24 protein-coding genes are annotated in these 24,391 nt (G+C 41.3%); 9 read left to right on the forward strand and 15 right to left on the reverse strand.

Features of this window, described 5'->3' with window-relative positions; translation table 11 throughout:
- The first annotated feature begins 189 nt into the window (after positions 1 to 189).
- Genes L1283_RS00615 through L1283_RS00625 form a run of 3 tightly spaced genes read left to right on the forward strand, consistent with a single transcriptional unit; the run spans position 190 to position 4,105 of the window.
- Complete coding sequence (locus L1283_RS00615; RefSeq protein WP_333886485.1) at positions 190 to 1,467, forward strand: TolC family protein; 1,278 nt, start codon at positions 190 to 192, stop codon at positions 1,465 to 1,467.
- On the forward strand, positions 1,467 to 2,528 hold the full coding sequence (locus L1283_RS00620) for an HlyD family secretion protein (protein ID WP_333886487.1): 1,062 nt from the start codon (positions 1,467 to 1,469) through the stop codon (positions 2,526 to 2,528). Before L1283_RS00615 ends, L1283_RS00620 begins: the two co-directional genes overlap by 1 nt.
- Positions 2,528 to 4,105 (forward strand): hypothetical protein, encoded by a 1,578-nt coding sequence (locus tag L1283_RS00625; RefSeq protein WP_429625621.1) that lies wholly within the window; start codon positions 2,528 to 2,530, stop codon positions 4,103 to 4,105. The genes L1283_RS00620 and L1283_RS00625 overlap by 1 nt, the downstream gene beginning before the upstream one ends.
- Positions 4,106 to 4,175: 70 nt before the next feature.
- Here the strand turns inward: L1283_RS00625 and L1283_RS00630 are convergent, their stop codons facing one another.
- The 4 genes from L1283_RS00630 to L1283_RS00645 all read right to left on the reverse strand — a co-directional run bounded on the left by L1283_RS00630 (position 4,176) and on the right by L1283_RS00645 (position 8,407).
- Positions 4,176 to 5,552 (reverse strand): HAMP domain-containing sensor histidine kinase, encoded by a 1,377-nt coding sequence (locus L1283_RS00630; RefSeq protein ID WP_429625622.1) that lies wholly within the window; start codon positions 5,550 to 5,552, stop codon positions 4,176 to 4,178.
- Positions 5,552 to 6,232 carry a response regulator transcription factor gene (locus L1283_RS00635; protein WP_075993860.1) on the reverse strand — a complete coding sequence of 227 codons (681 nt, stop codon included), beginning with the start codon at positions 6,230 to 6,232 and terminating at the stop codon, positions 5,552 to 5,554. Before L1283_RS00635 ends, L1283_RS00630 begins: the two co-directional genes overlap by 1 nt.
- Positions 6,233 to 6,436: 204 nt before the next feature.
- A complete protein-coding gene (locus L1283_RS00640; RefSeq protein ID WP_429625623.1) occupies positions 6,437 to 7,723 on the reverse strand; it encodes a sensor histidine kinase in 1,287 nt (428 codons plus the stop codon).
- Positions 7,724 to 7,732: 9 nt separating this feature from the next.
- Positions 7,733 to 8,407 (reverse strand): response regulator transcription factor, encoded by a 675-nt coding sequence (locus L1283_RS00645; RefSeq protein WP_088162590.1) that lies wholly within the window; start codon positions 8,405 to 8,407, stop codon positions 7,733 to 7,735.
- Between the two features lie 166 nt (positions 8,408 to 8,573).
- On the opposite strand from L1283_RS00645, the gene L1283_RS00650 reads away from it, so the two are divergent.
- A complete protein-coding gene (locus tag L1283_RS00650; RefSeq protein WP_088162589.1) occupies positions 8,574 to 9,098 on the forward strand; it encodes a hypothetical protein in 525 nt (174 codons plus the stop codon).
- A 144-nt stretch (positions 9,099 to 9,242) separates the two neighbouring features.
- On the opposite strand, the gene L1283_RS00655 is transcribed toward L1283_RS00650, so the two are convergent.
- Positions 9,243 to 9,992 carry a hypothetical protein gene (locus L1283_RS00655; RefSeq protein WP_070567022.1) on the reverse strand — a complete coding sequence of 250 codons (750 nt, stop codon included), beginning with the start codon at positions 9,990 to 9,992 and terminating at the stop codon, positions 9,243 to 9,245.
- Between the two features lie 245 nt (positions 9,993 to 10,237).
- On the opposite strand from L1283_RS00655, the gene L1283_RS00660 reads away from it, so the two are divergent.
- Positions 10,238 to 11,362: a serine hydrolase domain-containing protein gene (locus tag L1283_RS00660; RefSeq protein ID WP_429625624.1), complete on the forward strand. Its 1,125-nt coding sequence runs from the start codon at positions 10,238 to 10,240 to the stop codon at positions 11,360 to 11,362.
- 81 nt (positions 11,363 to 11,443) lie between these two features.
- On the opposite strand, the gene L1283_RS00665 is transcribed toward L1283_RS00660, so the two are convergent.
- From L1283_RS00665 to L1283_RS00680, 4 genes are all read right to left on the reverse strand, one after another.
- Positions 11,444 to 12,340 carry a 3-hydroxyacyl-CoA dehydrogenase gene (locus tag L1283_RS00665; RefSeq protein ID WP_115050007.1) on the reverse strand — a complete coding sequence of 299 codons (897 nt, stop codon included), beginning with the start codon at positions 12,338 to 12,340 and terminating at the stop codon, positions 11,444 to 11,446.
- Between the two features lie 64 nt (positions 12,341 to 12,404).
- On the reverse strand, positions 12,405 to 14,345 hold the full coding sequence (locus L1283_RS00670) for an oleate hydratase (protein WP_429625625.1): 1,941 nt from the start codon (positions 14,343 to 14,345) through the stop codon (positions 12,405 to 12,407).
- A 97-nt stretch (positions 14,346 to 14,442) separates the two neighbouring features.
- Positions 14,443 to 15,339: a helix-turn-helix domain-containing protein gene (locus tag L1283_RS00675; protein ID WP_159333224.1), complete on the reverse strand. Its 897-nt coding sequence runs from the start codon at positions 15,337 to 15,339 to the stop codon at positions 14,443 to 14,445.
- A gap of 64 nt (positions 15,340 to 15,403) precedes the next feature.
- Positions 15,404 to 15,904, reverse strand: a complete 501-nt coding sequence (locus L1283_RS00680) for a GNAT family N-acetyltransferase (RefSeq protein WP_088162585.1) — start codon at positions 15,902 to 15,904, stop codon at positions 15,404 to 15,406.
- Between the two features lie 217 nt (positions 15,905 to 16,121).
- On the opposite strand from L1283_RS00680, the gene L1283_RS00685 reads away from it, so the two are divergent.
- Both L1283_RS00685 and L1283_RS00690 read left to right on the forward strand, forming a co-directional pair.
- Positions 16,122 to 16,574, forward strand: a complete 453-nt coding sequence (locus tag L1283_RS00685) for a GNAT family N-acetyltransferase (protein WP_198385974.1) — start codon at positions 16,122 to 16,124, stop codon at positions 16,572 to 16,574.
- Positions 16,575 to 16,593: 19 nt separating this feature from the next.
- Positions 16,594 to 17,046: a VOC family protein gene (locus L1283_RS00690; protein ID WP_075993850.1), complete on the forward strand. Its 453-nt coding sequence runs from the start codon at positions 16,594 to 16,596 to the stop codon at positions 17,044 to 17,046.
- A gap of 16 nt (positions 17,047 to 17,062) precedes the next feature.
- Here L1283_RS00690 and L1283_RS00695 read toward each other — a convergent pair whose 3' ends face one another.
- The 5 genes from L1283_RS00695 to L1283_RS00715 form a co-directional block, all read right to left on the reverse strand.
- Complete coding sequence (locus L1283_RS00695; RefSeq protein WP_088162583.1) at positions 17,063 to 17,602, reverse strand: GNAT family N-acetyltransferase; 540 nt, start codon at positions 17,600 to 17,602, stop codon at positions 17,063 to 17,065.
- A gap of 3 nt (positions 17,603 to 17,605) precedes the next feature.
- On the reverse strand, positions 17,606 to 17,968 hold the full coding sequence (locus tag L1283_RS00700; RefSeq protein WP_429625626.1) for a DUF4180 domain-containing protein: 363 nt from the start codon (positions 17,966 to 17,968) through the stop codon (positions 17,606 to 17,608).
- 127 nt (positions 17,969 to 18,095) lie between these two features.
- Positions 18,096 to 19,019: a Dyp-type peroxidase gene (locus L1283_RS00705; protein ID WP_429625627.1), complete on the reverse strand. Its 924-nt coding sequence runs from the start codon at positions 19,017 to 19,019 to the stop codon at positions 18,096 to 18,098.
- Between the two features lie 73 nt (positions 19,020 to 19,092).
- Positions 19,093 to 19,878, reverse strand: a complete 786-nt coding sequence (locus L1283_RS00710; protein ID WP_429625628.1) for an alpha/beta fold hydrolase — start codon at positions 19,876 to 19,878, stop codon at positions 19,093 to 19,095.
- Entirely contained in the window at positions 19,859 to 20,644 is a 786-nt protein-coding gene (locus tag L1283_RS00715; protein ID WP_088163725.1) for a class I SAM-dependent methyltransferase, read from the reverse strand. Before L1283_RS00715 ends, L1283_RS00710 begins: the two co-directional genes overlap by 20 nt.
- A 498-nt stretch (positions 20,645 to 21,142) precedes the next feature.
- On the opposite strand from L1283_RS00715, the gene L1283_RS00720 reads away from it, so the two are divergent.
- Positions 21,143 to 21,976: a hypothetical protein gene (locus tag L1283_RS00720; RefSeq protein WP_157698557.1), complete on the forward strand. Its 834-nt coding sequence runs from the start codon at positions 21,143 to 21,145 to the stop codon at positions 21,974 to 21,976.
- A gap of 171 nt (positions 21,977 to 22,147) precedes the next feature.
- Positions 22,148 to 23,188, forward strand: a complete 1,041-nt coding sequence (locus tag L1283_RS00725; protein WP_429625629.1) for a linear amide C-N hydrolase — start codon at positions 22,148 to 22,150, stop codon at positions 23,186 to 23,188.
- An 85-nt stretch (positions 23,189 to 23,273) separates the two neighbouring features.
- Here L1283_RS00725 and L1283_RS00730 read toward each other — a convergent pair whose 3' ends face one another.
- On the reverse strand, positions 23,274 to 24,371 hold the full coding sequence (locus tag L1283_RS00730) for an efflux RND transporter periplasmic adaptor subunit (RefSeq protein ID WP_115050029.1): 1,098 nt from the start codon (positions 24,369 to 24,371) through the stop codon (positions 23,274 to 23,276).
- Positions 24,372 to 24,391 lie beyond the last annotated feature (20 nt).

Below are 24,391 nucleotides of genomic sequence, written 5' to 3' on the forward strand. Positions count from 1 at the left end.
TATTGTAAGGACTTCTTGGCAGATATTGGTCTTTTTGTTTGAATTGATGAAAAAATGTCTTTTTTCCATAACATATTGGCGTTTGTGAAGAAATCCAAGTTCCAATAAGTGTCTAAGTTTGCAACGCAAAAAAATTACATAGCACACGTGAACTTTTTTCCTCCCTATTGGGCAAAAGGCATACTAACCATGGGATTGTTAGTATGCGCTATTTCGGACACCTTCGCCCTCGATTCTTTGCGCATGTCCCTGAAAGACATGATCGACAAAGCACTACAGAACAGTAAATACATCGAGCAGTCCTATTTGCAGCTCAAAGAAACTGAGGTGGCAGTACAGCAGCAACGCATGGAGTTGCTCCCTAAGATTTCCGCCAGAGCTTCTGCTAGTTATGCAAGTAATATGCCTGTGTATGACCAGGGGCTTTTAAATAAACCTTCCCAGCATGATATCATTCACTACTTGTACGATAGCGGCCTGGATTTTTATCTGAACCTCTACAATGGGCATCGGGACCTAATGAAAATAGAGTCCAAAAAATTGGAAAATGAGCTGGCCAGAATCGATTGGAAGAATGCCGCAGCGCAGACGAAATTGGAGGTTTGCAATCTTTTTTTGGATTTGGAACTGTCGTATAGTAACCGATCCTTAATTGAGCAGGATATCGCTGATCAACGGGTACAGCTCAAGGAGATTGAGCATCTGTATAAGGCGGGCGTGGTATTACACAGTGACGTCTTGCGTATTTCGTTGGAGCTTTCGAAGCGGGAACTGTTGCTCGTGCAGATCGGTCATGATATTCAGGCTGCAAATCAGAAGCTGCAGCTTATTGGCGGTATTACAGCGGAGATTGTGCCCCTACCCGAGCAGTTTCAAGTGGAAAGCCCCAGCTATGAAGCGCTTGTTGCCGAAGCGCGAAGCCATGCTTTTTCCCTCCTAAAATCCGAACAGGAAGTTGTTTTGAAGAAATTGTCGGTCAAACAGGCGCGATCAAATTATCTTCCTGAGTTGGGGTTGACCAGTACATTTACCTTTGCCAATCCACAGGTTTTCTTGTATCCCTATAATCCCAGCTGGTATAATCTGAGTATCACAGGGCTCAAATTAAGCATACCGATCTCGGCTATCTATCTCAATAAAAACGTGGTGCGCGGAGCACAGATCGCATTGGATCGACAAGAGGTAAAACACCATCATGAGGAGGAGATTCTGGAAAATCAGCTGTTACAGGCCCTGTTGGATTATCAATTGGCTATTAAGCAGCAGGACGTCTGTCAAAACAATAAGGCGTTGGCGCAAGAAAATGCACGGATTATAAAAAACAGGTATTTTAAATCATCGGCTTTGATTACGGATCTCTTAGATGCTGATATGCAATACCTAAAAACACTTTTTGATCTTGAAACCGCACATATTGCGATACAGAAACATTATTATTTTATCGAATTTTTGAAGGGTACTATCTAATGAAACCTAAATCACGAAGAACAGTTGTGGAGGCACAACTCACTCGAATCACCAACTGGTTGGCCGGAATTGTCTTGTTGGCCTTGTTGTTATGGGGCGCACAAGCATTATGGATGCGACTGCGGTATACCTACACAAATGATGCACAGGTAACACAGTATATCAATCCCATTGTTTCCCGGGTAGGCGGATATGTGGTTTCTGTGCATTATCACGATCATCAATTGGTTAAACGGGGTGATACCTTGTTGCTTATAGATAATAAAGAATATAAATATGAGGCTGATCAGGTAGCGGCATCCGTTAATAAGGAAGCTGCAGAGATCAATGTTCTTCATAGTCAAAAGGAAATTCTCCAGGCGGAACATGAATCTTTACGGACCTCAATTGCTGCCGGGGAGGCTCGGGTAACCAAGCAACAGTTGGAATATGATCGATATAATTATTTGTTTCAGGAAAAGTCTGCAACGGCACAGCAACTGGAGGATGTAAAAGCGACGTTGGATGTGTATAAGAGTGAGCTGGCTTCGTTAAAGCATAAATTACAGGCTTCACAGGAGCGTGTGCATGATGTGGATATGAAAAAAGGTGTGGTTGATGCCGAACGTGTTCGTTTAACAGCAGCTGTCGGCCGCAAACGGCTTGATGTCGGCTATACCGTTATTCGTGCACCTTACGATGGTCAGATTGGCAAACGCACGATTGAAAAAGGTCAAATGATAAGTGCTGGCGAAGTTTTAGGCTTTATCGTCAATAGAGAAACCCCAACCTGGGTAACGGCTAATTTTAAGGAAACACAACTGCGTTATTTGCATCTTGGCAATAGGGTTGAGGTGGTGGCTGATGCGTATCCGGATCAAAAATTTTATGGAAAAATTATTTCCATCTCCCCGGCTACAGGATCTGCATTCTCCCTTTTGCCACCAGATAATGCAACGGGCAACTTTGTGAAGATTGTACAACGCGTACCTGTGCGCATTGAGCTGGATAAGCAAAGGGGAGCGCAACAGCTTCTTTCGGGAATGAATGTGAATGTGTCGGTATCAAAAAAGCAGAACTAGTGAAAGGAATTTTTAAAGAATGGGTACCGGAGTGGTTGATCAAGCTTATCCTGTTTAGCAGCTTGATGCCGAGTATGGTCTTATTTTTCCTGCCAGGTGCAAATACAAATGTCACCGCTGGATTTTACGGTGCCCAACCCAGTGATGTCCAGTTTCTGATCATTTTGTTTTATGCTGGTTTTGTTGGATTCTACGTTTTAGAACGACGCTTTTTTTTATACTTTCCCATCAAGCAGTACTACATTATTTTTAATCTTCTGCAGCTATTGAATTGCTTTTTGATGTACAGCATCACCGATATCAGCTGGGTATATGGTCTGCGCTTTTTCCAAGGGATGTTGTTTGCTTCTGCCGTAAACTTATCGATCTCCATGATATTCTCACGGTTGAAAAGCGATCGGGCTAAGGAAGTAAGTTATGCTGTCTTTTTCGGCATGTTACTCTGCAGCTCCCCATTTAATACTTTCGTCACGGCCGAATTTATCGATTCATTCAATTTTGATCAGCTCTATCTATACGCTGCCTTATCATTTGTACCGGGTTTATTGTTGATTATGCTGTCGATGCGCTCTATACGGCATATACGCCCTTACCCTTTGTTTTCATTAGACTGGGCAAGCTGCATTTTCTATAGTCTTGTGATCGTCAGTTTTGGCTATTTAATGGTGTATGGACAAGAAGTTTATTGGTTTAACGATCAGCAAATGCTGATCATATTCGGGTTGGGTCTAGCGTTGCTTATTCTTTTTATTGTTCGGCAAATGGTGCTCAGGCGTGTGTATGTTCATTTGGCGATTTTTAAAAACAGGAACTTTCTCTTGGGCTTATTGATTTTGTACATGATGTATATCGAGCGCTTCTCCTTGACCATCTCAAATCAATATCTCGTACAGGTTATTCAACTTGATCCTATTCATTTATCCTATATCCAGTGGTTTAATATTGCTGGTATTGTCGCTGGTGTTCTAGGTTCATTGTATTGGATGCTTGGGCAACGCCCCGTAAAATGGATCTGGATTTCGGGCTATTGTTGCTTGCTGCTGTTTCACCAATGGATGTTTTTCTCCTTTGAGGGGCAGGGTAATGATGCGCATTTTTGGATACCCTTAGTTTTACATGGACTCGGAGTAGGGCTTATTATGGTACCCACCATTTTATTTTGTATTACCAGTGTCAGCCCGCAATTGGGGGCTTCTGCGGCTGCGGTCTGTCTTGCTATCCGATACCTAGGCTACACGAGCAGTATCGGTTTACAGAATTTTTTCAAGTTGTTTGACTATGCCCAGCACCAGCAGGTTTTTAGGGACCAAACGGAAGTGGGCAATCCCTTATTTCGGGAGTACCTGCAGCAGGAATCTGTCAGCATTTTGCAGCATGGACTGCAGTATAAGGAACATACAGCCGCCTTAAAGCTCGTTGCTGAGCGGGTCAAGATCCAATCCTTTGTGCGATATGCCATGGATTATTATGAGATCATGTCCATGATCAGTATCAGCATACTTTTGCTGATACTGATTTCGCCTTCCTTGAAAAGCATGTATAAAAAGTTGAGAAAAAACAGAATTTCTCCTGCTTAGCTGACAGTGCTACATTTTTCCTTTACCACAATATGCTGGTTAAGGAGACTTAAAAAAAAATAGCATGCTATCAGGATAGGGAACGATGTGAGATATCAATGCTAAAAACACTTCCAACGCCTTTTGCCGAGCGGACGCTGATCTCGCCTTGATGGAGAAGCACGATTTTTCGGGTAAGCGATAAACCGATACCATTTCCCTCGCTATAATCTTTGTTGCTTCCACGATAGAATGGCGTGAATATATTGGGCAGATCGACCGGGTCAATGCCTATTCCGTCATCTTTAAATTCCAGCTGAATCCTATTTTCATCCGCCTTGATAGCGATTAGGCATTTTTGATTGGGTGAAAATTTACAGGCATTTTCAATGAGGTTGACAAAGGCGACCTGCAATAGATACTCATTTGCATTGATGGATAGAAGTTTTTCATCTTCAATCGCCGGATCGACAAAAATGTCGAGTTTATAATTTGGACTTGACTGAAGAACCTGCTGGCATGCATCAATTAGTAGTTCGTCTATACGTAAGGTTTTAAACGCGATTTCTGAGCTGTCGTAACTTGCTTTGGCAAAATCAAGTAAGCTATTAAATAACTTCTTCAGTTTCTGTGCATCATTGAGCGTATTGTCGATGACAGTTTTATACTCCACTATGCTACGGTCCTTATTGGCAGAAATCTCGAGTTCTGCAATCATGGCGGCCAAGGGGGTTCTTAGCTCATGCGAGATATTGGAGACAAAATGCTTTTGGGCATCAAAGGAGTTCTCGAGGCGGTCAAGCATCGCATTGAATGTGCTGGCCAATTCGGAAAGCTCGTCTTTATTTCCGCTACTCGTAAGCCTGGCATCCAAACTTGTCGCAGAAATGGTTTTTACACGTTGTGTCATTTCCAGGATAGGTTGAAAGACCTTTTTGGAAAAGAATATTCCTGCTGCATAGATCAGAAATATAGACAAAATGAAAACCAAAAGAATGGTAGATAATAGACTATTCAGTTTATTGTAGCCGTATTGATCATAAGCTGCGGCTGTGATGATGTAAGTTTTGTCTTTGTACGGAAAGGTTATGCCGATGACCTGCCATTTTTCCTGATAAAATCGTATTTCTTTATTTTTGAGAATATCCTGCAGCATGGCTGGTGTCTCTTTGACAAAGTCGATATCTACGGCATCATGATACAAGAGGTCAAAACGGGTGTCGTAAATTGCCACCTCGACTTCGTTGAGGATTTTTCGGTTGTTGTGGTAGATATCTTCTAAGGTCTTTTTGTCGACTTTTGCATTCAAAAAAAGGTTTGCTTTGGTGTAAGCTTCTTTTTTCAATAGGGCGTAAAATTCTCTTTCCCGATTCTCCACCGCTGAAAAATATACTGTACAGGCAAATACCAGCAATATGGTGGCTGTAATCAGCGTGAACAATATGGAGATTCGTGTCCTGATTCGCATTAGTCTTGTTTTAGAATAAAGCCCATTCCGGATTTGGTATGGATATATCTGGTCGCAAAATCTTTGTCGATTTTTTTACGTAGATAGTTGATGTAAACATCAATGAAGTTGGTTCCGGTGTCGAAATGCGTTTCCCACACTTTTTCAGCAATTTCCATTCTGGAAAGGACACGCTCGGGATTCTGCAATAAATAATGGAGTAACTTGAACTCTTTGGGGGTCAAATGGATTTCGACAGTATTCCTTTTGACGCTTTTGGTATGGAGGTTCATTTCCAGGTCTCCATAACGCAAAATTGTTCCCGTGAGTGTATCTTGTTTTTGATATCTTTTGAGCAGGACTCTGATGCGGGCTAGGAGTTCGCGCATTTCAAAAGGTTTGACCAGATAGTCATCCGCTCCGGCGTCAAACCCCTCAATTTTATCGTCTGTAGTTCCTAATGCTGTTAACATGATAATGGGGACATCGGGTTTGAGATGACGAATTTCTTTGCAGAGATCCAATCCATCCATCTTGGGGAGTACGATATCGGTTATGATAAGATCAAAGTCGTGTTGTAAGGCCATTTTCTTTCCAGATATGCCGTCGTAGGCAATAGCTGTTTGAAATTCATTTTCATCAAGTCCGCGTTTGATCAATCCTGCGACACGTACGTCATCTTCGACTAGGAGAATCTTCATATAAAGAAAAACGTTAAAAACTTCGATGAATCGAAGTTTATCTATGATACCAAATCATGGGCTATCCATGCATTGTCCCTACAAATGTATCAAACTACGCTAAATTTACACGGATATGCAAATAAAACTTTCTACACGGTCCTGCGATGACATCACTTACCCAATGTCTGTTATTGATCGTAGAATAGGACTACTTTTGGAATTTTAAAAATGAATGGAAAAAATATGTTGATTATTTTCAAATTGATAATCAACAGTCCAGCCTTGATACCGGGCGATTTCGGTAATAATTGCCAATCCTAAACCGCTGCCTTGGCTGTTTTTCGAAAGTTTGGAAAACCGTTTGAATAAAAGTATTTTATCTAAGGGCATTGAACCGGGGTTATATACCGTTAAAGAAGTTTGATTGAGATGTACAGCAATTGTATCATTGGCATTGCTGTAACGTATGGCGTTCAGGAGTAGGTTGTTGATCAGAATTTCGGTCAGACTGCTGTTTCCTGTCAGCAGCACCGACGGTTGGATCTCCTGTTGCAGTCGTAGCTGTTTTAGCTCCAAATGTTCTTGCATGACTTCAATACTTTGTGTAACAAGCGAGTCCATGCTGATTTTTTCGGAATGATCGAATTGACTGTTGTCAATCTTTGCGAGCAGCAGCAGGTTGCGGTTGATTCGCGTGCTACGTGAAAGCGCTTTATGCATATCTTCAAAGAGCTGGTACTGCTCATCGCTTAGATCAGGATACTGTAATAAGATATCTAGCTTATTTTTTAGGATTGCCAAGGGTGTTTGCAATTCATGGGAAGCATTTTCAGTGAATTCCTTTTGTGATCGGTATACGGCCAGGTTTTTTTCAAGAAGTTTGGATAAGGATTGATTAAGCTCGTAGAACTCTATGGTGTCCGTTTGCTGAAAGTCAACCTGTTGTTGACTATTGAGATTAAATGCCTTCAATTTATCAACGGTATCTCGAAATGGTTTCCAGAGCCTAAGTGATATTTTTCTGGAGATAAAAAGTAGACCAATGACCAAGATAACAAAGAAAAACAGGGTCGTTGCGGCGATAGCGGCAATAGTCTCTACGGATTCCTCAATATTTGTTTGTACGGTAAAACGATAAGGTGCACCGTTGATCTGAATAACAGATGATAGGCATCTAAATCGGTCAATTGTCTTTGGCTCGACAAAAGGCTGCGGTTTTTCGATGGTATATACGCTATCTTGCAATAAATCGCCCGGTTTTACGCGATGTATATTGGTTTCAGGTTGTATGTTATTCCATAAAGCGATGCTGGCTTCGAGCTTGTCTTCGGAGAGTTTTAAACTGTTCAGTTCGTAGGTTGTTTTTTTGACGATAATTTCGTTATGTTCGTCTAATTCACTTTTCCATATCCCGTCGATTACAAAATAATAAACAGGAATACTGACACCTAGTACAATCAATACATAGAGTAGAAATGGGGTCGTTATTTTGCTCAGTAGGGGTTTCATCTCACTATTTTAATTTTCCCATTTGTAGCCCGTACCGTATACCGTTTTGATATAGGATTGACTTCCGGCGTCCTGTAGTTTCTTTTTTAAATTTTTGACATGAGCATAGACAAAGTCATGGTTATCGAGCATATCAGCAATGTCGCCGGACAAGTGTTCTGCTAAGGTACTTTTTGAAATTACTTTATTTTTGTTGCCAATAAAAAACATCAGCAGATCGAACTCTTTTTTTGTCAATACAACAGGAAGATCATTGACGACAACAGTTTTTGCAAGTAGATCAATCTGTATTTCATTTTGCACAACAATATTTGAGCTATTGAATTGTTTGCGACGGATCAAGGAATAGATTCGTGCTGTGAGTTCAGATAAATGGAAAGGTTTGGTCAGATAATCGTCGGCCCCCAGTTGTAGTCCATGGATTTTGTCGTCCAATGCATTTTTTGCAGAAATGATGATCACACCGTCCTGCTTTCGCTGCGTCTTCAACTCTTCGAGTAGTTTCAGACCATTTCCATCTGGTAGGCCGATGTCCAGTAAGATACAGTCATACTGGTATAACTGAATTTTGTCCAGAGCATCCTGCAAAGTTGGCGCAAATTCGCATAAATAGTGTTGTTCGCTAAGGTACGTAGCGATGCTTTTGGCCAGCTCCAATTCGTCTTCTATGATCAAAATCTTCATGTGGTAAAGATAGAATGTCAATTTAGTAGAAATTTAGAATTTATTTCGCAATGATCTATCAATTTTGTTCATTTTTATTTCTTGTCCTACGACAAGTGTAATCGCTATTGAAACGTGTAATTTTAGTGTAAATCAGTTATTTAGTATTAAAAAAAATCAAAACGAAATGGATAAACCGAAATCATTAAAATTAGAAATCATCATTCCTGCTTATCGCATGCACAGTCAAATTTTTCTGAATGCGTTGGATGGCGTTTCGGAAGAAGATGCATTAAAACGAATTGATGGACAGACCAACCATATCGTATGGATGGCGGGTAATTTTGTAAATGTGCGTTATGCAATGGCACATGTTCTTGGGCTTCAGGAAAATGATCCTTACCATGAGCTATTTTTTATGGGAAAGACACTCGATGAAAGTTATCACTATCCCAGTGTGCAGGAATTAAAAGAAAATTTTAAATCGATATCTCCGAAAGTCTATGCTGCTTTGCTGCAAGTGGACGATACGCAGCTGGCTGAACTATTTAAGATTAATATGAATATCCCTTTTATTGAGGAGGACAAGCTAAATTTCATAGGGATGTGTATCGGACGGGAAGATTATCTGGCCGGTCAGATTGCCTTGATGCGAAGGTTGCTGCACTATTCAGGCATGAAATACGATATTGACGAAAACATCCAGTACTAAAAGAAAAAATTCAGTACTAAAAATAGAGACTCAAGATCGGCCGCTGCTTAAAACGTCCGATCTTGAGTTTTTTAAGTATGGATCTAGCCGCATGATCTGTCTGCGCTGAAAAGTCAATACCTTGGTTTTAGCAGGGAACAAGGATTACTCGCTACCTTTTATCGTCAATATAACACCTGAATATTTCTCGTGGTCTTTACCGATATAGAGCAGATCGACTTTTTTTGTCGCAGCATCCTCGAGCTGTTTTTTCAATAGATTTAAATCCATTTTTTCCGTTTTTTCCTGCCATTCATCGGTCGATTGGGGCCTGAACGAAGCAATGTTCTTCATGTCAAAAAGTGCCGAATTTGTGTCGAGCTGCTTTGAACGATGTATAAAAACAGTGTCGCCCACGATTTTATCTATTTTTATCCAACCTGCAGGAAGTCCATTTATACTGTTACCATCCTGATCGGTAAAAAAAGTAGCGCCATAAAGCTGGCCTGCCTTTAGTTGCTTCAAATTATCAATCATCTGACCAACTTCTTTTTCCCGTTGTTGATTTCCCAATTTATTCTTTACCCCATAAATGACTGCCCAGATAAGGATTGCCGCAGTGACAATTAGAAATCCTTTCCATAACTGAAAATAGGGGATGCTATACTGACTTTTGAACGCTTTGATCTCTGCTTTTAATTCATCTGAATAATTCCGTGCGTGAATCAATTTACCCTGTTCGTCGTAAAGTCTGGAAAGTTTGACAAATCCACCGCCAAAAGGTAGGCCTATAAACCGACGGGCTGGCGTAATAATCTGCAAGGTGAAATTTCTTGGCGCGTTTTCTTTTTTTAAGGTTGCGGTTACCGTTTTTTCTGCTAATACAAAGTCGTAGATACTGAAAATAAAAAACATAGTCTGTCGTGATTTTTTAATGAAGAACTGAGGGAAGGATTCCGGATCAGTTCGGCTTCATGAGAAATGAAGCATGAAAGCAAAATTAAAAGAAATAAATAAAAATCAATAAAAACACCCGCGCATTGCAAGAAAATTTCGATTTTTGAAGGGTACATTTTTGAAAAGCAATAAGATCAAATTGATTTAATACGCTGTGCCTTTCAGGAGGCTGACAATATAAACCGAAATGTACTGTATAAAATATGATAAACCTAAAACTGAGTTTTATTTTGATCTGTGTAACAAGTGTTGTTATGGGACAAAAAATGGATAAATCAAAATTGGATAGCACCATTGCAGGCTATTATAAGGACCCGGCAGCTCCGGGGATTAGCTGTGCAGTTAGCCAAAATGGTCGTCTTATTTATCGTTATGCAATTGGACGTGCAGATTTGAAGGAAAAGCGTGCAATCACATCCAGCTCACATTTTCGCCTGGCATCGGTAAGCAAACAGGTGACTGCACAGGCGATATATACCTTAGTGATTCAAAAGCGTTTAAAACTAGACGACCCATTGTCCCTTTTTTTTAAAGATCTGCCAGTCGCGCTGAAAGGTATTACTGTAGCACAGCTTCTGCAACATACATCCGGAATCTGGGACTATGAAGAGCTTATACCGAAAGAAAGGAAAGATCAGGTATCGGATAAGGATGTGCTGAAGTATATCCGGCAGACTGATCGTTTATATTTCCCTTCGGGAAGTCAATTTCGCTATAGCAATACAGGCTATTGTCTTTTATCGCTGATTGTCGAGCATGTTGCAAAAAAATCCTTTGCTTCCTTTGTCAAAAATCACTTGTTTGAACCCATAGGCATTAGCAAGGGATTGGTATATGAACCGGGCACGACGGTTGATGAACGAGTCTACGGTTATCATCCGACAGAAGGCTCCTACCTGTTTGCCGATCAGAGTGTGACAAGTGCGACACAGGGGGATGGGGGTGTTTATCTATCTGCGGATGAATATCATACATGGGCCAATTTTTTGGTAAAAGATCGGTTAATACAGCCGGGACTGGAGCAATTGTTCGATCAAATGGCCTACCCGGTAAAGGATGGAATAGCGTATCATTTCGGATGGTTTATTCAAAAAAATGCAGGCCATAAAATCCTGTTTCATTCAGGTGAATCTACCGGGTTTCATCATATCGTATATATCGATGTACAGAAAGACCTTGTGGTTTCACTTTTTAGCAATCGTGATGATTTGATGATCGGTGAAGCATTTGATGCCATCCTTAAAACAATGGGTATCAGCAAACCGGTATTGAATGGACAGCATCGTTCAACTTTTGCATGGTTGAACGGAGTATATGCGAATGAGTGAAAGAAGGAAGCGGATTGAAATAAGCATAAACACTAAATCGTCACCGCTCCACCTGCGACGATTTAGTGTTTATGAAGAGACCTACTTTAAAAAGTCGGGCGATTGATAGGCCGGATTGGGATAGGTATAGAACCCTTCCCCAGTAGCGACGCCCAATTTGTTTTTGTCTATAAAATGCTCTTTGAGATAGGCCACTGTTTTGATCTTTAAGGGATCATTTGTTGCATCGGCGCTCATTTTATTGATATTATAAGCTGTTGTGATGCCAACGATATCGAGTATGCCGAAGGGGCCTGTTGGCGCCCCAGTGGCAACCATCCAGGTTTTGTCGATCGTTTGGGCATCCGCCACTTCGTTGACCAAAAGATCTGTTGCCGCCGAAAGTAATGGGACAAGTAAGGAGTTTACAATATAGCCAGGCTGCTCCTTGTGCAGCGGGAGGGCAACCATGCCAATGGATTTTGCAAAGTTTACAACCTGCTCAAATACAGTTTTGTCTGTACCCGGATGGCCCATAATTTCTGCTGTATTGTGCTTCCAGATTTCATTGGCAAAATGTAGCGCCAGGAACTTCTCTGGACGGCCGGTTTCTTGGGCAAATTGACTTGGTAGCAAGGTTGAGGAGTTTGTGGCAAAAATGGTTTTCTCCGGAGCCACTTTCGCTAACTCCTGATAGAAGCCAATTTTAATGGCTGGGTTTTCGGGAACGGCTTCGATAAGAAGATCTGCGTTTGCTACCGCCGCGGCCAGATCTGAACTATAACTTAGCCTGTCAAAGGTTGAAGCCAGTTGTTCTTTACTCGCATGAAGATCTTTCTCGAATGCCTGCGCCAAAATATCAAATTTTGCTGCTGCTTTTTTTAATACATCGTCGTTGATGTCGTATACAGTGACATGATAGCCATGAAATGCTGTTTGGAAAGCGATTTGATAGCCTAAAACCCCACTGCCAGCTATCGTTATATTTTTAAAGTCCATGATGTTATTGTTTTTTCAATTCGTAAAAATCTGCGCCACGGAATCATGGCGCAGGTTGTGATCCCTATCCTTTAATTCCTTTTAACCAATCTTTGAATTTGGTGATCTGCTCTGTCAGGAAAGATTCATGGTCTTCTTGTTCCTCAGAACCGATAGGCAGGATATGTTCAAAATAAGTGCCTTTTAGCATTTTACGTAGTAAGCCTTCGCCCACAAATGGTTTGTCATCATTTAATGTTTTGGCTGCTTTCAAAAGATGGCGGATGTCGTATTGTAGGGGATTAATATCCGGAACCTGCTTGTTTAAGTTCAGCAGTTCGTATACCGCAATACGTGCGGTACGTACCGAGCTTTCCATGGTAAAGACAACGTCATTGTTGGTTTCGACAAACTGACCGATCAAGCCCAGGTTTTTACATCCTTCAGGTACGACTCTCGGACGGTCGCCTTTTGCTCTTGGCATAAACATCGAGGTGATGTAAGGCATAAATGTCGTACGTACAATCGTATTTTTGATAACATCGTCCAGTTGATCAATAATGCCCAAATGGTGACATAGTTCGGCTAAAATTTCATCTCCAGTACATTGTGGCATTGGCTTTTTGATGTAATTTCCTTCTTTATCCATAAATAAGGCATATACCCATAAGACAAGAACATCATCCGGTTGGCCAGGGAAATGTGGCTGTCTATTACAGGTGAAACTCATCAGCCAATCAGAATCGGTAATGGTAATAATACCGCCAGTGACTGTTTTGCCGGAATAAGGGTCATTGACAGAATATTCTTTTAGTTTTTCGACTAAAGCCGAAGGTTTACATGTCAGGGTCGCAGACTCCCATGCTGATTTTTCGATGTTACTGCAGAACTTTTCGGGTTTACCAAAGATGGCGGATTTGGCAGCCAGATTTTTCCAGAGTTTCCAGCCTGCACTTTGACCGCTGCTGCTGTTGTCGATAGCGATGATCGGTGCATTTTTGTTGTCGCCGTAGAAGGTATCTTCTGTCATTGATCCAGTTGTCACAATGACGAAGTCGTCTTTTCCGATTGGAATTTTTACCTCTTTACCGTCTTGTTCTGTAATCAGGGCCTCCACAACTTTTCCATCGGTATTGCTTTGGATATCCAAGTCTTTGACTAACACATTGAATCGAATGTTTACACCTTTGCTTTGGAGTACTTTGCGCAAAGGGGTCACAAAGGTGTCGTATTGATTGTATTTCGGGAATACGAGTGATGAAAGATCATTCAATCCGTCTATCGCATGTAAAAAGCGGTGCATGTACAATTTCAGCTCAAGTAAACTATGCCAGTTTTCGAAAGCGAACATGGTACGCCAGAAGGTCCAGAAATTGCTGGATAAAAATGACTCGCTGAAGTAGTCTTCGATGGTTAAGTCATCTAAATCTTCTTTATTTTTGAGGAGCAATCGAATGATGGCCAGCTGATCCATTTTGCCCAATCCAAACTTGCTGAAGTCTTTTATCTCACCAAGTTTATGAATAAGCCTTGCTTTGGAGTAGTTGGAGTCGTTGTCATTGATCAAACGGTACTCGTCCAGAACACTGTAGGGGGCAGGCATTTCCAATGCAGGAATGTCCTGAAACATATCCCAAAGATTTTCGTAGGTCATATCCATTTCCCTACCACCGCGGATGACATAGCCGTCGGTTGCATTACCGGCGCCATCTAACGAGCCGCCTTCCACATGGAGCTGTTCAAGGAATGTGATGTTTTCAGCAGGAACATGACCATCTCGGATAAAATAGTAGGCTGCAGACATCCCTGCTATACCGCTTCCGACGATGTAGATTTTACTGTCTTTATATGATTTTGGTGGAATACCTTTATTGCGTTGATAATTTCCGATCTGATCAGAAAAGGGCATCGATTTTTTCGGTGTGTTAAGTTGTTGTTCTTTGCTTGAATCGGGTTCATGATTTACATTTCCATATTCAGCAGATGCATTTAATACTTTGTCGAATTTTGAGGTGATTTCTTTCATGATTCTTATGTTTTTTTAATTGTTGAGTAAAGTTACAAAGACCACCTTAATCATTTGTGCCCTCAAATTCGCTATTGTTCTACCGAATTTCCTCTTTCTACATATTTTGTCGCTTTCGGTACTCTGATGGCGATAAGGTGGCGTATTTTTTGAAAAAACGACCAAATGCTGAGATGGAATTAAATCCGATTTCATAAGAAATTTCTGAGATAGTCTTTTCGGGATTCCCGAGCAGCACATAGGCTTCTTTAAGCACACGCTCATCAATAATTTCATGTGGTGTTTTACCTGATGCTCTTTTAACAATCTGAATGAGGTATTTGTTTGAAATAAATAACTGGTCGGCGTAATATTGTACTTCTTTGTATTGATTGCTATGTCGCTGAACCAGGTCTGTAAACTTATAGAACAGGTTGTTGGTCTCTTGTACACTTTCCGTTGTATTATGGTCTTTAGAGACCAATTCGTCGGCGATCTCTAACAGGAGATTAAAGATGATCGTGCGGATGATATCTGCTGTAAAATGTGTTGTTCTTAAGGTAACTTCTTTGAAGTAGTCCATTAATTTTAACAGCTTGTCAATTTGTTTATCTTGGGAGCTGACAATGGTAAAGGTCGAATTTTTAAAAAGCCCCAGTTGTTCGATAAAGAATGGATTGACAATATGTTTAAGCAGGAATGCTTTGTCAAAAAAGAGTAGCTTCATTCTAAAGTCGGCGCTGACCTGCGAAAACCGGATAATTGTTGTTGGGGCGGATATGAGGATATGGTTTGTCGAGATATGGTATTCCTGATTGTCTACCTGAATATTTATATCGCCTGCCGTGCAGATACAGATGGCATAATAATCAATACGAAAAGCATTGCTTGGGTATTCAAAAATCGGATTTCCAGAAGAAATATAATAGGGGCGGTGGCAATTTACGCCAAAGAATGATAAGGTATCTTGAAGACTTTCGTGTGTATTATAAGTTGTTTTTACCTTAAACTTCATTGACTTTTTGTTCGGCTTGGGCATATACAGTTCCTATTGTTTTAAATATTCGAATGGGCTTTGTTTATTCGGATGCTGTCCGTTTGAGCATCAGCTTTTCTGTGGCAATATCGTCTTCTATCCCCACGAAGAAACTTTTGAATCCGAATTTATTCAGTAGTCGTCTCGATGCGGTGTTATCGGGATCAATGATACCAATCACATCTTTACCTGGATTTAATGTTGTGGCAAGGGCTAGCATCGACTCGCAAATCTGTGTTCCCAGCCCCTTTCCCCAATGTTCTTTGCGGAGCAAATAACCAATTTCGAATACACTTGGATCTTTTTTGTAGTTAACAAGCTTACAGTCGCCTAAAAGCTTTAGCGTATCCGCTTCGATTGCTTTAAAATAGCCTAAATCAGGATCCTGGTTGATTTCTAGAATCGAATCGAACTTTTTCCGGGCCTGCTCTTCGGACAATCCTTTGCCGGTAATGTATTTCATGACATCATCCGCTTTAACCAAGTCGTGGAAAGCGTCAAAATCTTCCGGAAGATATTTTTTGAATAGAAGTGTATTGTACATGGCTAATGTGTTTATTTACAAGATAAGGTTGTTTTCTCTGAAATCAAATTATCGGAACCTAAATCATCATCTTTCTGTCTTATTTAACTTTTTCATGATTTTAGTTCTCCAATTTAACTTACATTGCCTTTCTGTAAAGCGGAAGGGAAGCTTTTATAAGAATGCTATTCCGTAGCGATACGGTGTAAATAAGAATTTTTAGAGGGAGATAATCGTTATGGAAATAAGAGCGGCAAGTGGAGCCGACTATGCGGCAATCCTGCGCATTTGGGAAAATTCGGTTCGGGCAACACATGATTTTTTGAAAGAGGAGGATCTTCAGTTATATAAGAGACTGATCCCAACCGAGTATTTACTACAATTAAAGGTATATGTCATCGATGATGAGGGACAGCCTACTGCTTTTTTCGCTGTCTCCGATGATAATCTAGAAATGTTATTTGTGGATTCAGCCTACAGGGGAAAAGGTATTGGGACTGTGGCACTACAGTATGTGCTGGATAAGCTCCAGGTGTATAAAGTTGATGTCAATGAGCAAAATCAGCAGGCTGTTGATTTTTATCTGAAAAAAGGATATCAGCTTATCGGACGCTCAGCTGTAGATGGTATGGGCAAATCCTATCCGATCTTGCATTTACATCACGAGCGCGCTATCAATGGATTGAAATAATTTTAAAATGAAATAACTTATGATACAAGGTTTATACGAAACGCATATTCAGGTGCGTGATTTAGCCAAATCTGTCGCATTTTATACGGAGGTATTGGGATTGCGTGTGGCACATCGCGATCCGACACGTCCTATTGTTTTTTTATGGATTGGAACCGGCAAAGACTATATGTTGGGCCTGTGGCAGGAAGAAACAAACTTTCAACCGAGACATTTTGCTTTTAGAGCGGATAAAGAGGATATCTTGAACTATGCCGTGGACTATCTGAAAACACGTGACCTGACACCTTATAATTTTTTAAAGGATGGGATCGAAGCACCGATGGTCTTTGCATGGATGCCGGCATTGGCCATTTACTTTAATGATCCGGATGGCAACCAATTGGAGTTTATCGCAGTTTTGGAAGGGGAGGGCAGGCCCGAACTGGGCGTGCTGTCTTATGCCGATTGGATCAATCGTACGACACAATAAGTCGCGAAGAGACGACTTATTGTGTTGAATCCCATTCTTCGGCAAGGATTGCAAAGACCACGTCATCTTCCCATTGACCGTTATGGAAATAGCTTTTTACAAAATGAGCTTCCTTTCGGAATCCCAAACTTGTGAAAAGCTGCATGGATGCCTTGTTTTCCGGAGCTACCGAGGCCATGATCCGATGTTTATGATACTGACGGAACAGGGCCTCTATAACTGTTTTCAGTCCTTCTTTGGCATAACCCTGTTGCTGGAATTCTTTTTTTATGGTACAGCCCAATTCCACCTGCAGGTGTTCAGTACCAAAAAAATGAACGCCAATATCGCCGATTACTGCGTTTGCTATTTTGTCGGTCATAACGAGCTGAAACCAGGACTCTGGAAGATTGAATGTGCCCGGATTTTTAGCAATAAATGCATCGACTTCTGCCAAAGAGTCTGGAATCCAGCCCTGGTATTTATTGGTTTCTTTATCCGAACGGTAACCGAATACGGCCTGACTATCCTCCGCCATAATGGGGCGAATCGCTAATCTTTCTGATTCAATATGCATGACTTAACGTTTTGAAAATCTGGCTATCGCTTCTTCTCGCGTACCTACAAAATTGATTCTTTTTGATTTATTGCTTTCGTAGATAAAATCGTTTAGACTTTTACTGTTGTATCTGGAGAAATCGCCAACGATGGCAATGTCAAAGCCATACTGCGTATATTTTTGAAGAATTTCACCGGCAAGTTTTGTTTTAAGTTCGAAGAAATCGTCTGTGATGTTCTCTTGATAAAGAATTGCTTTGTATGCTTCTTGCGCGCCACAGTCGACCATAATCTGTAGACCATCATCGAGATTATGGATAAAGACGCCTGAACCTTTAACTTCAGCAATGTTTTCGTCACCTAGCTGAATAATAGTGATTTCCATTTTTTTTGTTGTGTAGTTTTAAAAATAAATTTGTGGGACCATATTCCATTGGGACCATATTCCATGACCCAGTGCTCTACGTTGGGATATCCTGTTGGAAATGATCTGCTTCGCGGATAAACAGGTTTTAACCTGCAAATTCTTTCAGCATATTAATTGTTGGACAGAAGAACAGGGAGCCGGTATGCGCCGTACTAAAGTCCAGTATTCTATCGTAATTCCCTTCGGGTTCACCAATAAACATTCTTTTTAGCATCAATTGTACGGTACTGAATGTGCTGGCGTAAGCGATAAAGTAGGTTCCCATTTCATTTGTTGCGATTTGCCCAAAAGGCATATTGTCGCGAACAATTTTCAAATCGTCACCGACATTGGCTAGGGCCGAATGTGAATTGGCCGGTTTTTCATCGTCGCCCATCTCAATATCGTTTGCTTTGCTTCTGCCGATGACCTTCTCCTGTTCAGCGACGGGTAAAGAACGCCAGGCGTTCATGTCGTGAATATATTTTTGTACAAATAAATAGCTTCCACCCGTATAGGCTGCATCCTCATCACCAACGATACCAAAGAAAGCACGATCCTCACCAAGGGGATTTTCCGTTCCATCGACAAAGCCCAAGATACTTCGGCCGTCCCAATATCTGAACCCATGAACTTCCTCTTTGCAATCGGCAACGGGACTTAATAAGGCTGCAATTTCGGTGGCCATGTCAATGCAATAGCTTTTCTCATAAGCACGAATATGGAAATGTAAATCTCCGGGTGTAGCCACAGCCACATGTTTTTGACCAATGATACGTTCGAAAGGAACCAATTCCTTTGGCATAGGTTCGTTGAGTTCCAGCTTTTTCCAGGCATGGTGGCTTATGCCCAATACCACGCTGGCTTTTACAAGATTTGAACGTACCTGTGCCGAATTATTGAGATTGACAACCAATGCGCATAAGCGTTGGAAGACATCCTTAATGACCACATTTTCGTGGAAATTCCATACCATAAACACCGTATTGTTGCTCGGTGTATCGATGACATTTTGGGCCTGATGATCCATAAGATAAGTTGTTGTGTGTTGTACAGCCTTGCTAAGCTACAAATAAAATCGGTTGTACGGATAGACTTTTTGATTACTCGAATGCGGTTTTTTGATATAATTTGACGATTTCATCCATGACCAGATCCGGTTCGTCATAAAAGACATGATGCTCCGCATTTTGAGCCAAAAGATAACGTCTATTGTTTTTTTGATCTGCAAATTTTTTAAGGGCAGCAATAAATAAACTGCGATCGGGTTCTTCAAAAGGCGATTTTCCTGCAACCTCATGTAGAACAGCCGTTGACGCTTCGTAGTTTAAAACGAGATGATAGAACCCTAAGCTTTCTTTTTTGATGTTATCAAGTTCACTGGCATATTCGCTCTTCAATGATTTGGATCGCTCCATGGTCATGAGATAAGGGGAGACAATATCGATCATTACTGTGCCAACAACCTGACCGGGATTGTTCGTTACAAATTTCATCGTATAGTTACCACCGAAGGAATGGGCAACAAAAAAGTACCGATCACGATAGCCCAATTGCTGCAAGGCAGTTTTAAGATCCTTTACTTCATTTGTCAAGCTAATGTTAACGGTGTCTATTTCACTTTTCCCAAAGCCAGCCCTGTCATAGGTAATTAAAGGTGCGCCTAATTTGCTCGATAGCGGTTCCAATAACTTTCTCCAAACGGAAGCATCATTTCCAGCCCCAGATTCAAAGACAATGGGGATACCTTTTTCTTCCATTAAAGTAAAATGAAGGCTATGGTTGCCTACATTGACCATGGTATCCCTGAGCTGTGCTTTTACGGCCAGCCCGGGAAGTGTCAGTAGGAGGAAAACGGATAAAAGGAGATTATACTTTAGCCTGTACATCGTTCATTTTAAGTGTCATGCTTGTCGCTTCTGTTTCGATCCATTGGCTGTATTCGGCGATAGCCTGTAAGCGAAGTTCGTCGGAGATATACCCTTCCGTAACCATTTGTCGCGATTGGGCGACTTTGTTCCAGATGGCCAGATTGGTATCAAAGTTAGCTTCTCCTTTTTTGTAGGTCTGATCGGCATTGATAACCTGAACCGAATGGAAACCTGCTTCCTGGAGCAGTGCCGCGACCTCATCAGCAACACGATTGTTCATACCTGCATCTGCTCTCCACTTCATGAAAGTATGGTAAAATGTGAGCATGCTTTCCGGAGGGGCGGGGTTCCATTCAATGGCGGTGTGATTGTAGTCTAAAATAGAAATTTGTCCTCCGGGCTTTAACCAGGATTTAAATAAGCCCAATGCCCTGGGAATATCACTTAACCATTGCATGGTGCGCGCCGTTATAATCAGGTCGAACGGATGTGGAGGCTGATAATCAAAAATATTGCTGCAGACAAGGTTCAGATTTTGGGTGCTACCATAGTGCTCATTGCCACTGTCGATAAAAGACGGTGTATTATCGAGCCCGGTTATAGTTCCGTCGCCAATATAAGTTGCTACCTCATTCGTGAGCGTTCCGGTACCGCAGCCCACGTCCAAGATTTCCATGCCAGGAGATAGTAGGGGGATAATCGTTCTATAATCGAAGGATAATGTCCTTCTTTCAAATATCTTATTGGCTTGTTGATCTTTTCTGTCGATAAATTTCTCTTTCATTGGATTTGGTTTAGTTGACTGTAAATATAGCTTTTGCTTTCCGGTTAAAAAAACTTCTATTCGTTTAACCGTTTTTGTTACGCTAATCAGACCAACAGTTGATGGCATTCCTTGATTTGTTTATGGTTACTATCAGTCGAATACCCTATTCTCCATTAAAAAGGATATCGTAGTCTTTTTACAAGGTATTAATAGGGGGTTAACAGGGTATTTACCCCTGCTAACCCCCTGTTATACCCCTGTTAACCCCCTGTAATATCCCTGTTATTATGGAAACTGATGTAAAGCAATTTCAAAGCTGTATCGGGCGATAAAAGAGGGCCATTTACTGCTTTATGACGATCATGTACTATTTTATAGAAACAGTGATATTTTGCGATTAATACCCTAATTAGGAAATTATTTTAGGTCGTTTCGCTGTTTTTTTAATAATAGTTTTTTATATTGTTGTACAACAGCACTCGTGCCGTTGCAATTACACTAAGATATCCTGATATTATGCGAAAAGTATTCAAAGTTCTCACGCTAACGTATTGTGCTGTTTTTCTTTCAGCCTGTTCTTCCAACTATCTCATGACATTCAATGGGGAGAATGTAAAAAAAGATGAAGACAAGGGAACGTTTTCATTTAATAATGATACAGTACAAATTGATTATTCCTTTGCCGACAGAGATGGTCGAATTTACCTTCGAATAGAAAATAAAATCGATAAACCGATCTTATGGGATCTTAAAAGTTCGGCCATGGTTATTAATGGTAAAACGCAAGGTTATTCTGCTGAACAAGCTGCTTTTAATGGAAAGATGAATGCTTCGGTTTCCGATATAGGCACTAGTAAATCCACTATATTCAATGATGCTTGGGTGAACGGTTATATTACAGGATCGGTAAGTTTGCCTAAAGATGTGGTACTTATCCCACCACATGCCTATGTGGATGGGCATTATTTTGATTTTAAAAACGATGTTAAATCCATTGTACGATCATCCCAAAAAGAAAAAGTGTATATGTATGATATGAGTGGCGAGAGTTTTGCGGTAAAACTTGCTCGATTTGAAGTCGCCGATTCACCTTACAGTTTACGTAGTTATTTAAGTTATTCGATTTTAGAAGATGGTAAAGCCATTGTTAAAACTACGGAGCAAAAATTTTATGCTGCCCAGCTTTGGCAGACCGGTTCAGTAGCCCTTAATGATATTATTGAACTGTATAATAAGCGCGGAGACGTGCTGGCTGTTAAGGAAAAAAAGGGGCAGGGGGCAATGCTTGTTGGAGGTGCCTTGGCATTAACTGCAGTTGCTGCCGCAATTGACCCGAAAGCGGCAGAATAGTACCTAGAGCCATATATTATGGCTATAGATTATGCTCGTCTAAGCTGTGCCGGATTAAATCATGCCGGTTACAGCTTAGACAAACAATAAGCTCAAATTATTGTTTATGGAATTGGAGTGCTTTTGCACGCTATCAAGACAAAGTCATATCACGCAAAAAAATCTATACATATGAAGTATCTTGCACAATTTATGTTGATCGTATTCCTTTTTGCCGTTAAAGAAGGCCGATCCTGTACACGCGTTGTTTATAAGGGACCTAATCAGACTGTTATCACGGCAAGGAGTATGGACTGGAGAGATGATATCGCGGCCAATCTATGGGTGTTTCCGCGTGGAATAGCGCGCAGTGGAGAGGTAGGACCTCAGTCTTTGAAATGGACTTCCCAATATGGGAGTGTAGTTTCCAGTGCTTGGGACATTGCTACAGTCGATGGTTTAAATGAAAAGGGATTGGTGGCCAATGTACTCTGGCTTGTCGAATCTACTTATCCTAAATTTGATCCAGCGGGACCAAAAAAAGGGCTTGCAATCTCGGCTTGGGCCCAATATGTTTTGGATAATTTTGCGACAGTCAATGAAGCCGTATCTGCCTTAAAGGATGAGCCATTTGTAATTGTAAGTGATTATATCCCGGGAACTACCAAATTTACGACCATACATTTATCGCTGTCAGATGCCACAGGCGATAATGCTATATTTGAATACATCAACGGTAAACTGGTGATTCATCACGATGCGGCCTATACAGTTATGACAAACTCGCCCGTCTTTGAAGATCAACTGGCGCTAAACAGGTATTGGCAGGGAATTCCGGGAACTATCATGTTGCCGGGAACAAACCGTGCTGCTGATCGTTTTGTGAGGGCTTCCTATTACATTAATGCGATCCCGCAAACAGACGATGTGCGGCTTTCTGTTGCCAGTGTTTTCAGTGTGATCCGCAACTGCTCGGTTCCCTTTGGAATAAGCTCGGAATCTGAACCTAATATTTCGTCTACACGATGGAGATCCGTGGCTGATCAGAAGAATAAAATCTATTATTTTGAGAATGTATTGGTTCCGGGAACACTGTGGGTAGATCTGGCTAAATTTGATTTAAAGAAAGGGGCTCCGACGATGAAGTTGGACATGAAGCAAGGGATGGCAATAAATGGGATTTCAAATAACCTGTTTAAGGCTGCCCAACCCTTTAAATTTATGGGCATTTAAATTAGAAAGACCGAATAAATTAGAAAGACCGAACCCGGTTGTAATGGGGTTGGTCTTTCTTTTGTTTAGGAATTAGTAGAAAGTCCTATTTGACTGACGTTCCGTCTATAATCTCTTCATCCGCTTTGCTGACCAATTTAGTGTCTTGTTTTAAGTCACCAAATATTTCGATCTGACCATCAATGCTGCGTCCTTTCTGTACAGGAATACGTTGTGTTTTGTTCGAAACAACAGCAATCACAAAACTTCCTTCGCCTGAAGTAAATACCGCCGATTTCGGTACAACAAAAGTACTGTCTTGAGATGTTAAAGGCAATTCGACCTCTGCAACCATACCCGGCAATAGCTTGTTGTCGGTATTGTTAATGTCAATTTCTACCCGCTCGGATCTTAATCGGCTGTCCAGGGCACCCGATTTACGAGCGATCTTACCCGAGAAGGTTTGCCCTGGCAATGATTTGACAGTAAATTGTAAGGGCTGGTTTTCGGTGAGGAAACCCGAATATTGTTCCGGAACAGCAACGGCTAACCTCAGTTTGCGTTGTTGTTGAATGGTCATGATGGGCATTTCCGAGCCACGGCCAGCAGGACCAACATAGGCGCCCTGATTGACATTTCTTGTTGCGATTACACCGTCGAAGGGTGCTCTGATTTCCAAATAGTTCAACAGGTTTTGTACCTCTGCGTAGGCCGATTTAGCGGCTTGGTACTGCGCAAAATCAGCATTCTTTTTTGACTCAGCAACCTCAAGATCCAGTCTAGCCACCGTTCCCTCTACTTTGCTGGTTTCAAAGAGTCTGTCGTAAGTGCTTTTTGTAGCCATATAGACCGCTTCTTGCGATTTGAGCCGCGATTTGGCTGCTGAAAGCTGCGAACTCAATTCGGGAGCCTCCAATACAGCCAATAGCTGACCGGCATGCACCTTACTTCCGATGTCCACGTTAAGACTTTTGACGTAACTGCTGACCTTAGCGTAAATCTCGACCTGCTGGAATCCCGTGATTTCTCCAGGGATCTGCATTTTATTTGTTAATTTCTGTTTGGTGGGTACAAATGTCTCCATTGCCGGAGCTGCAGCTTCCGGACTTTCTTTTTTTGCATTTTCCTCGGCAGCCGAATGGCATCCTGTTAAGGATGCGATCAGACCGGCGATAGCTAATATTTTGAACAAATTATTTTTCATGTTTTATAGATTATACTGCT

It is taken from the genome of Sphingobacterium sp. HSC-15S19 (assembly GCF_050433745.1).
Taxonomy (GTDB): Bacteria; Bacteroidota; Bacteroidia; order Sphingobacteriales; family Sphingobacteriaceae; genus Sphingobacterium; species Sphingobacterium siyangense.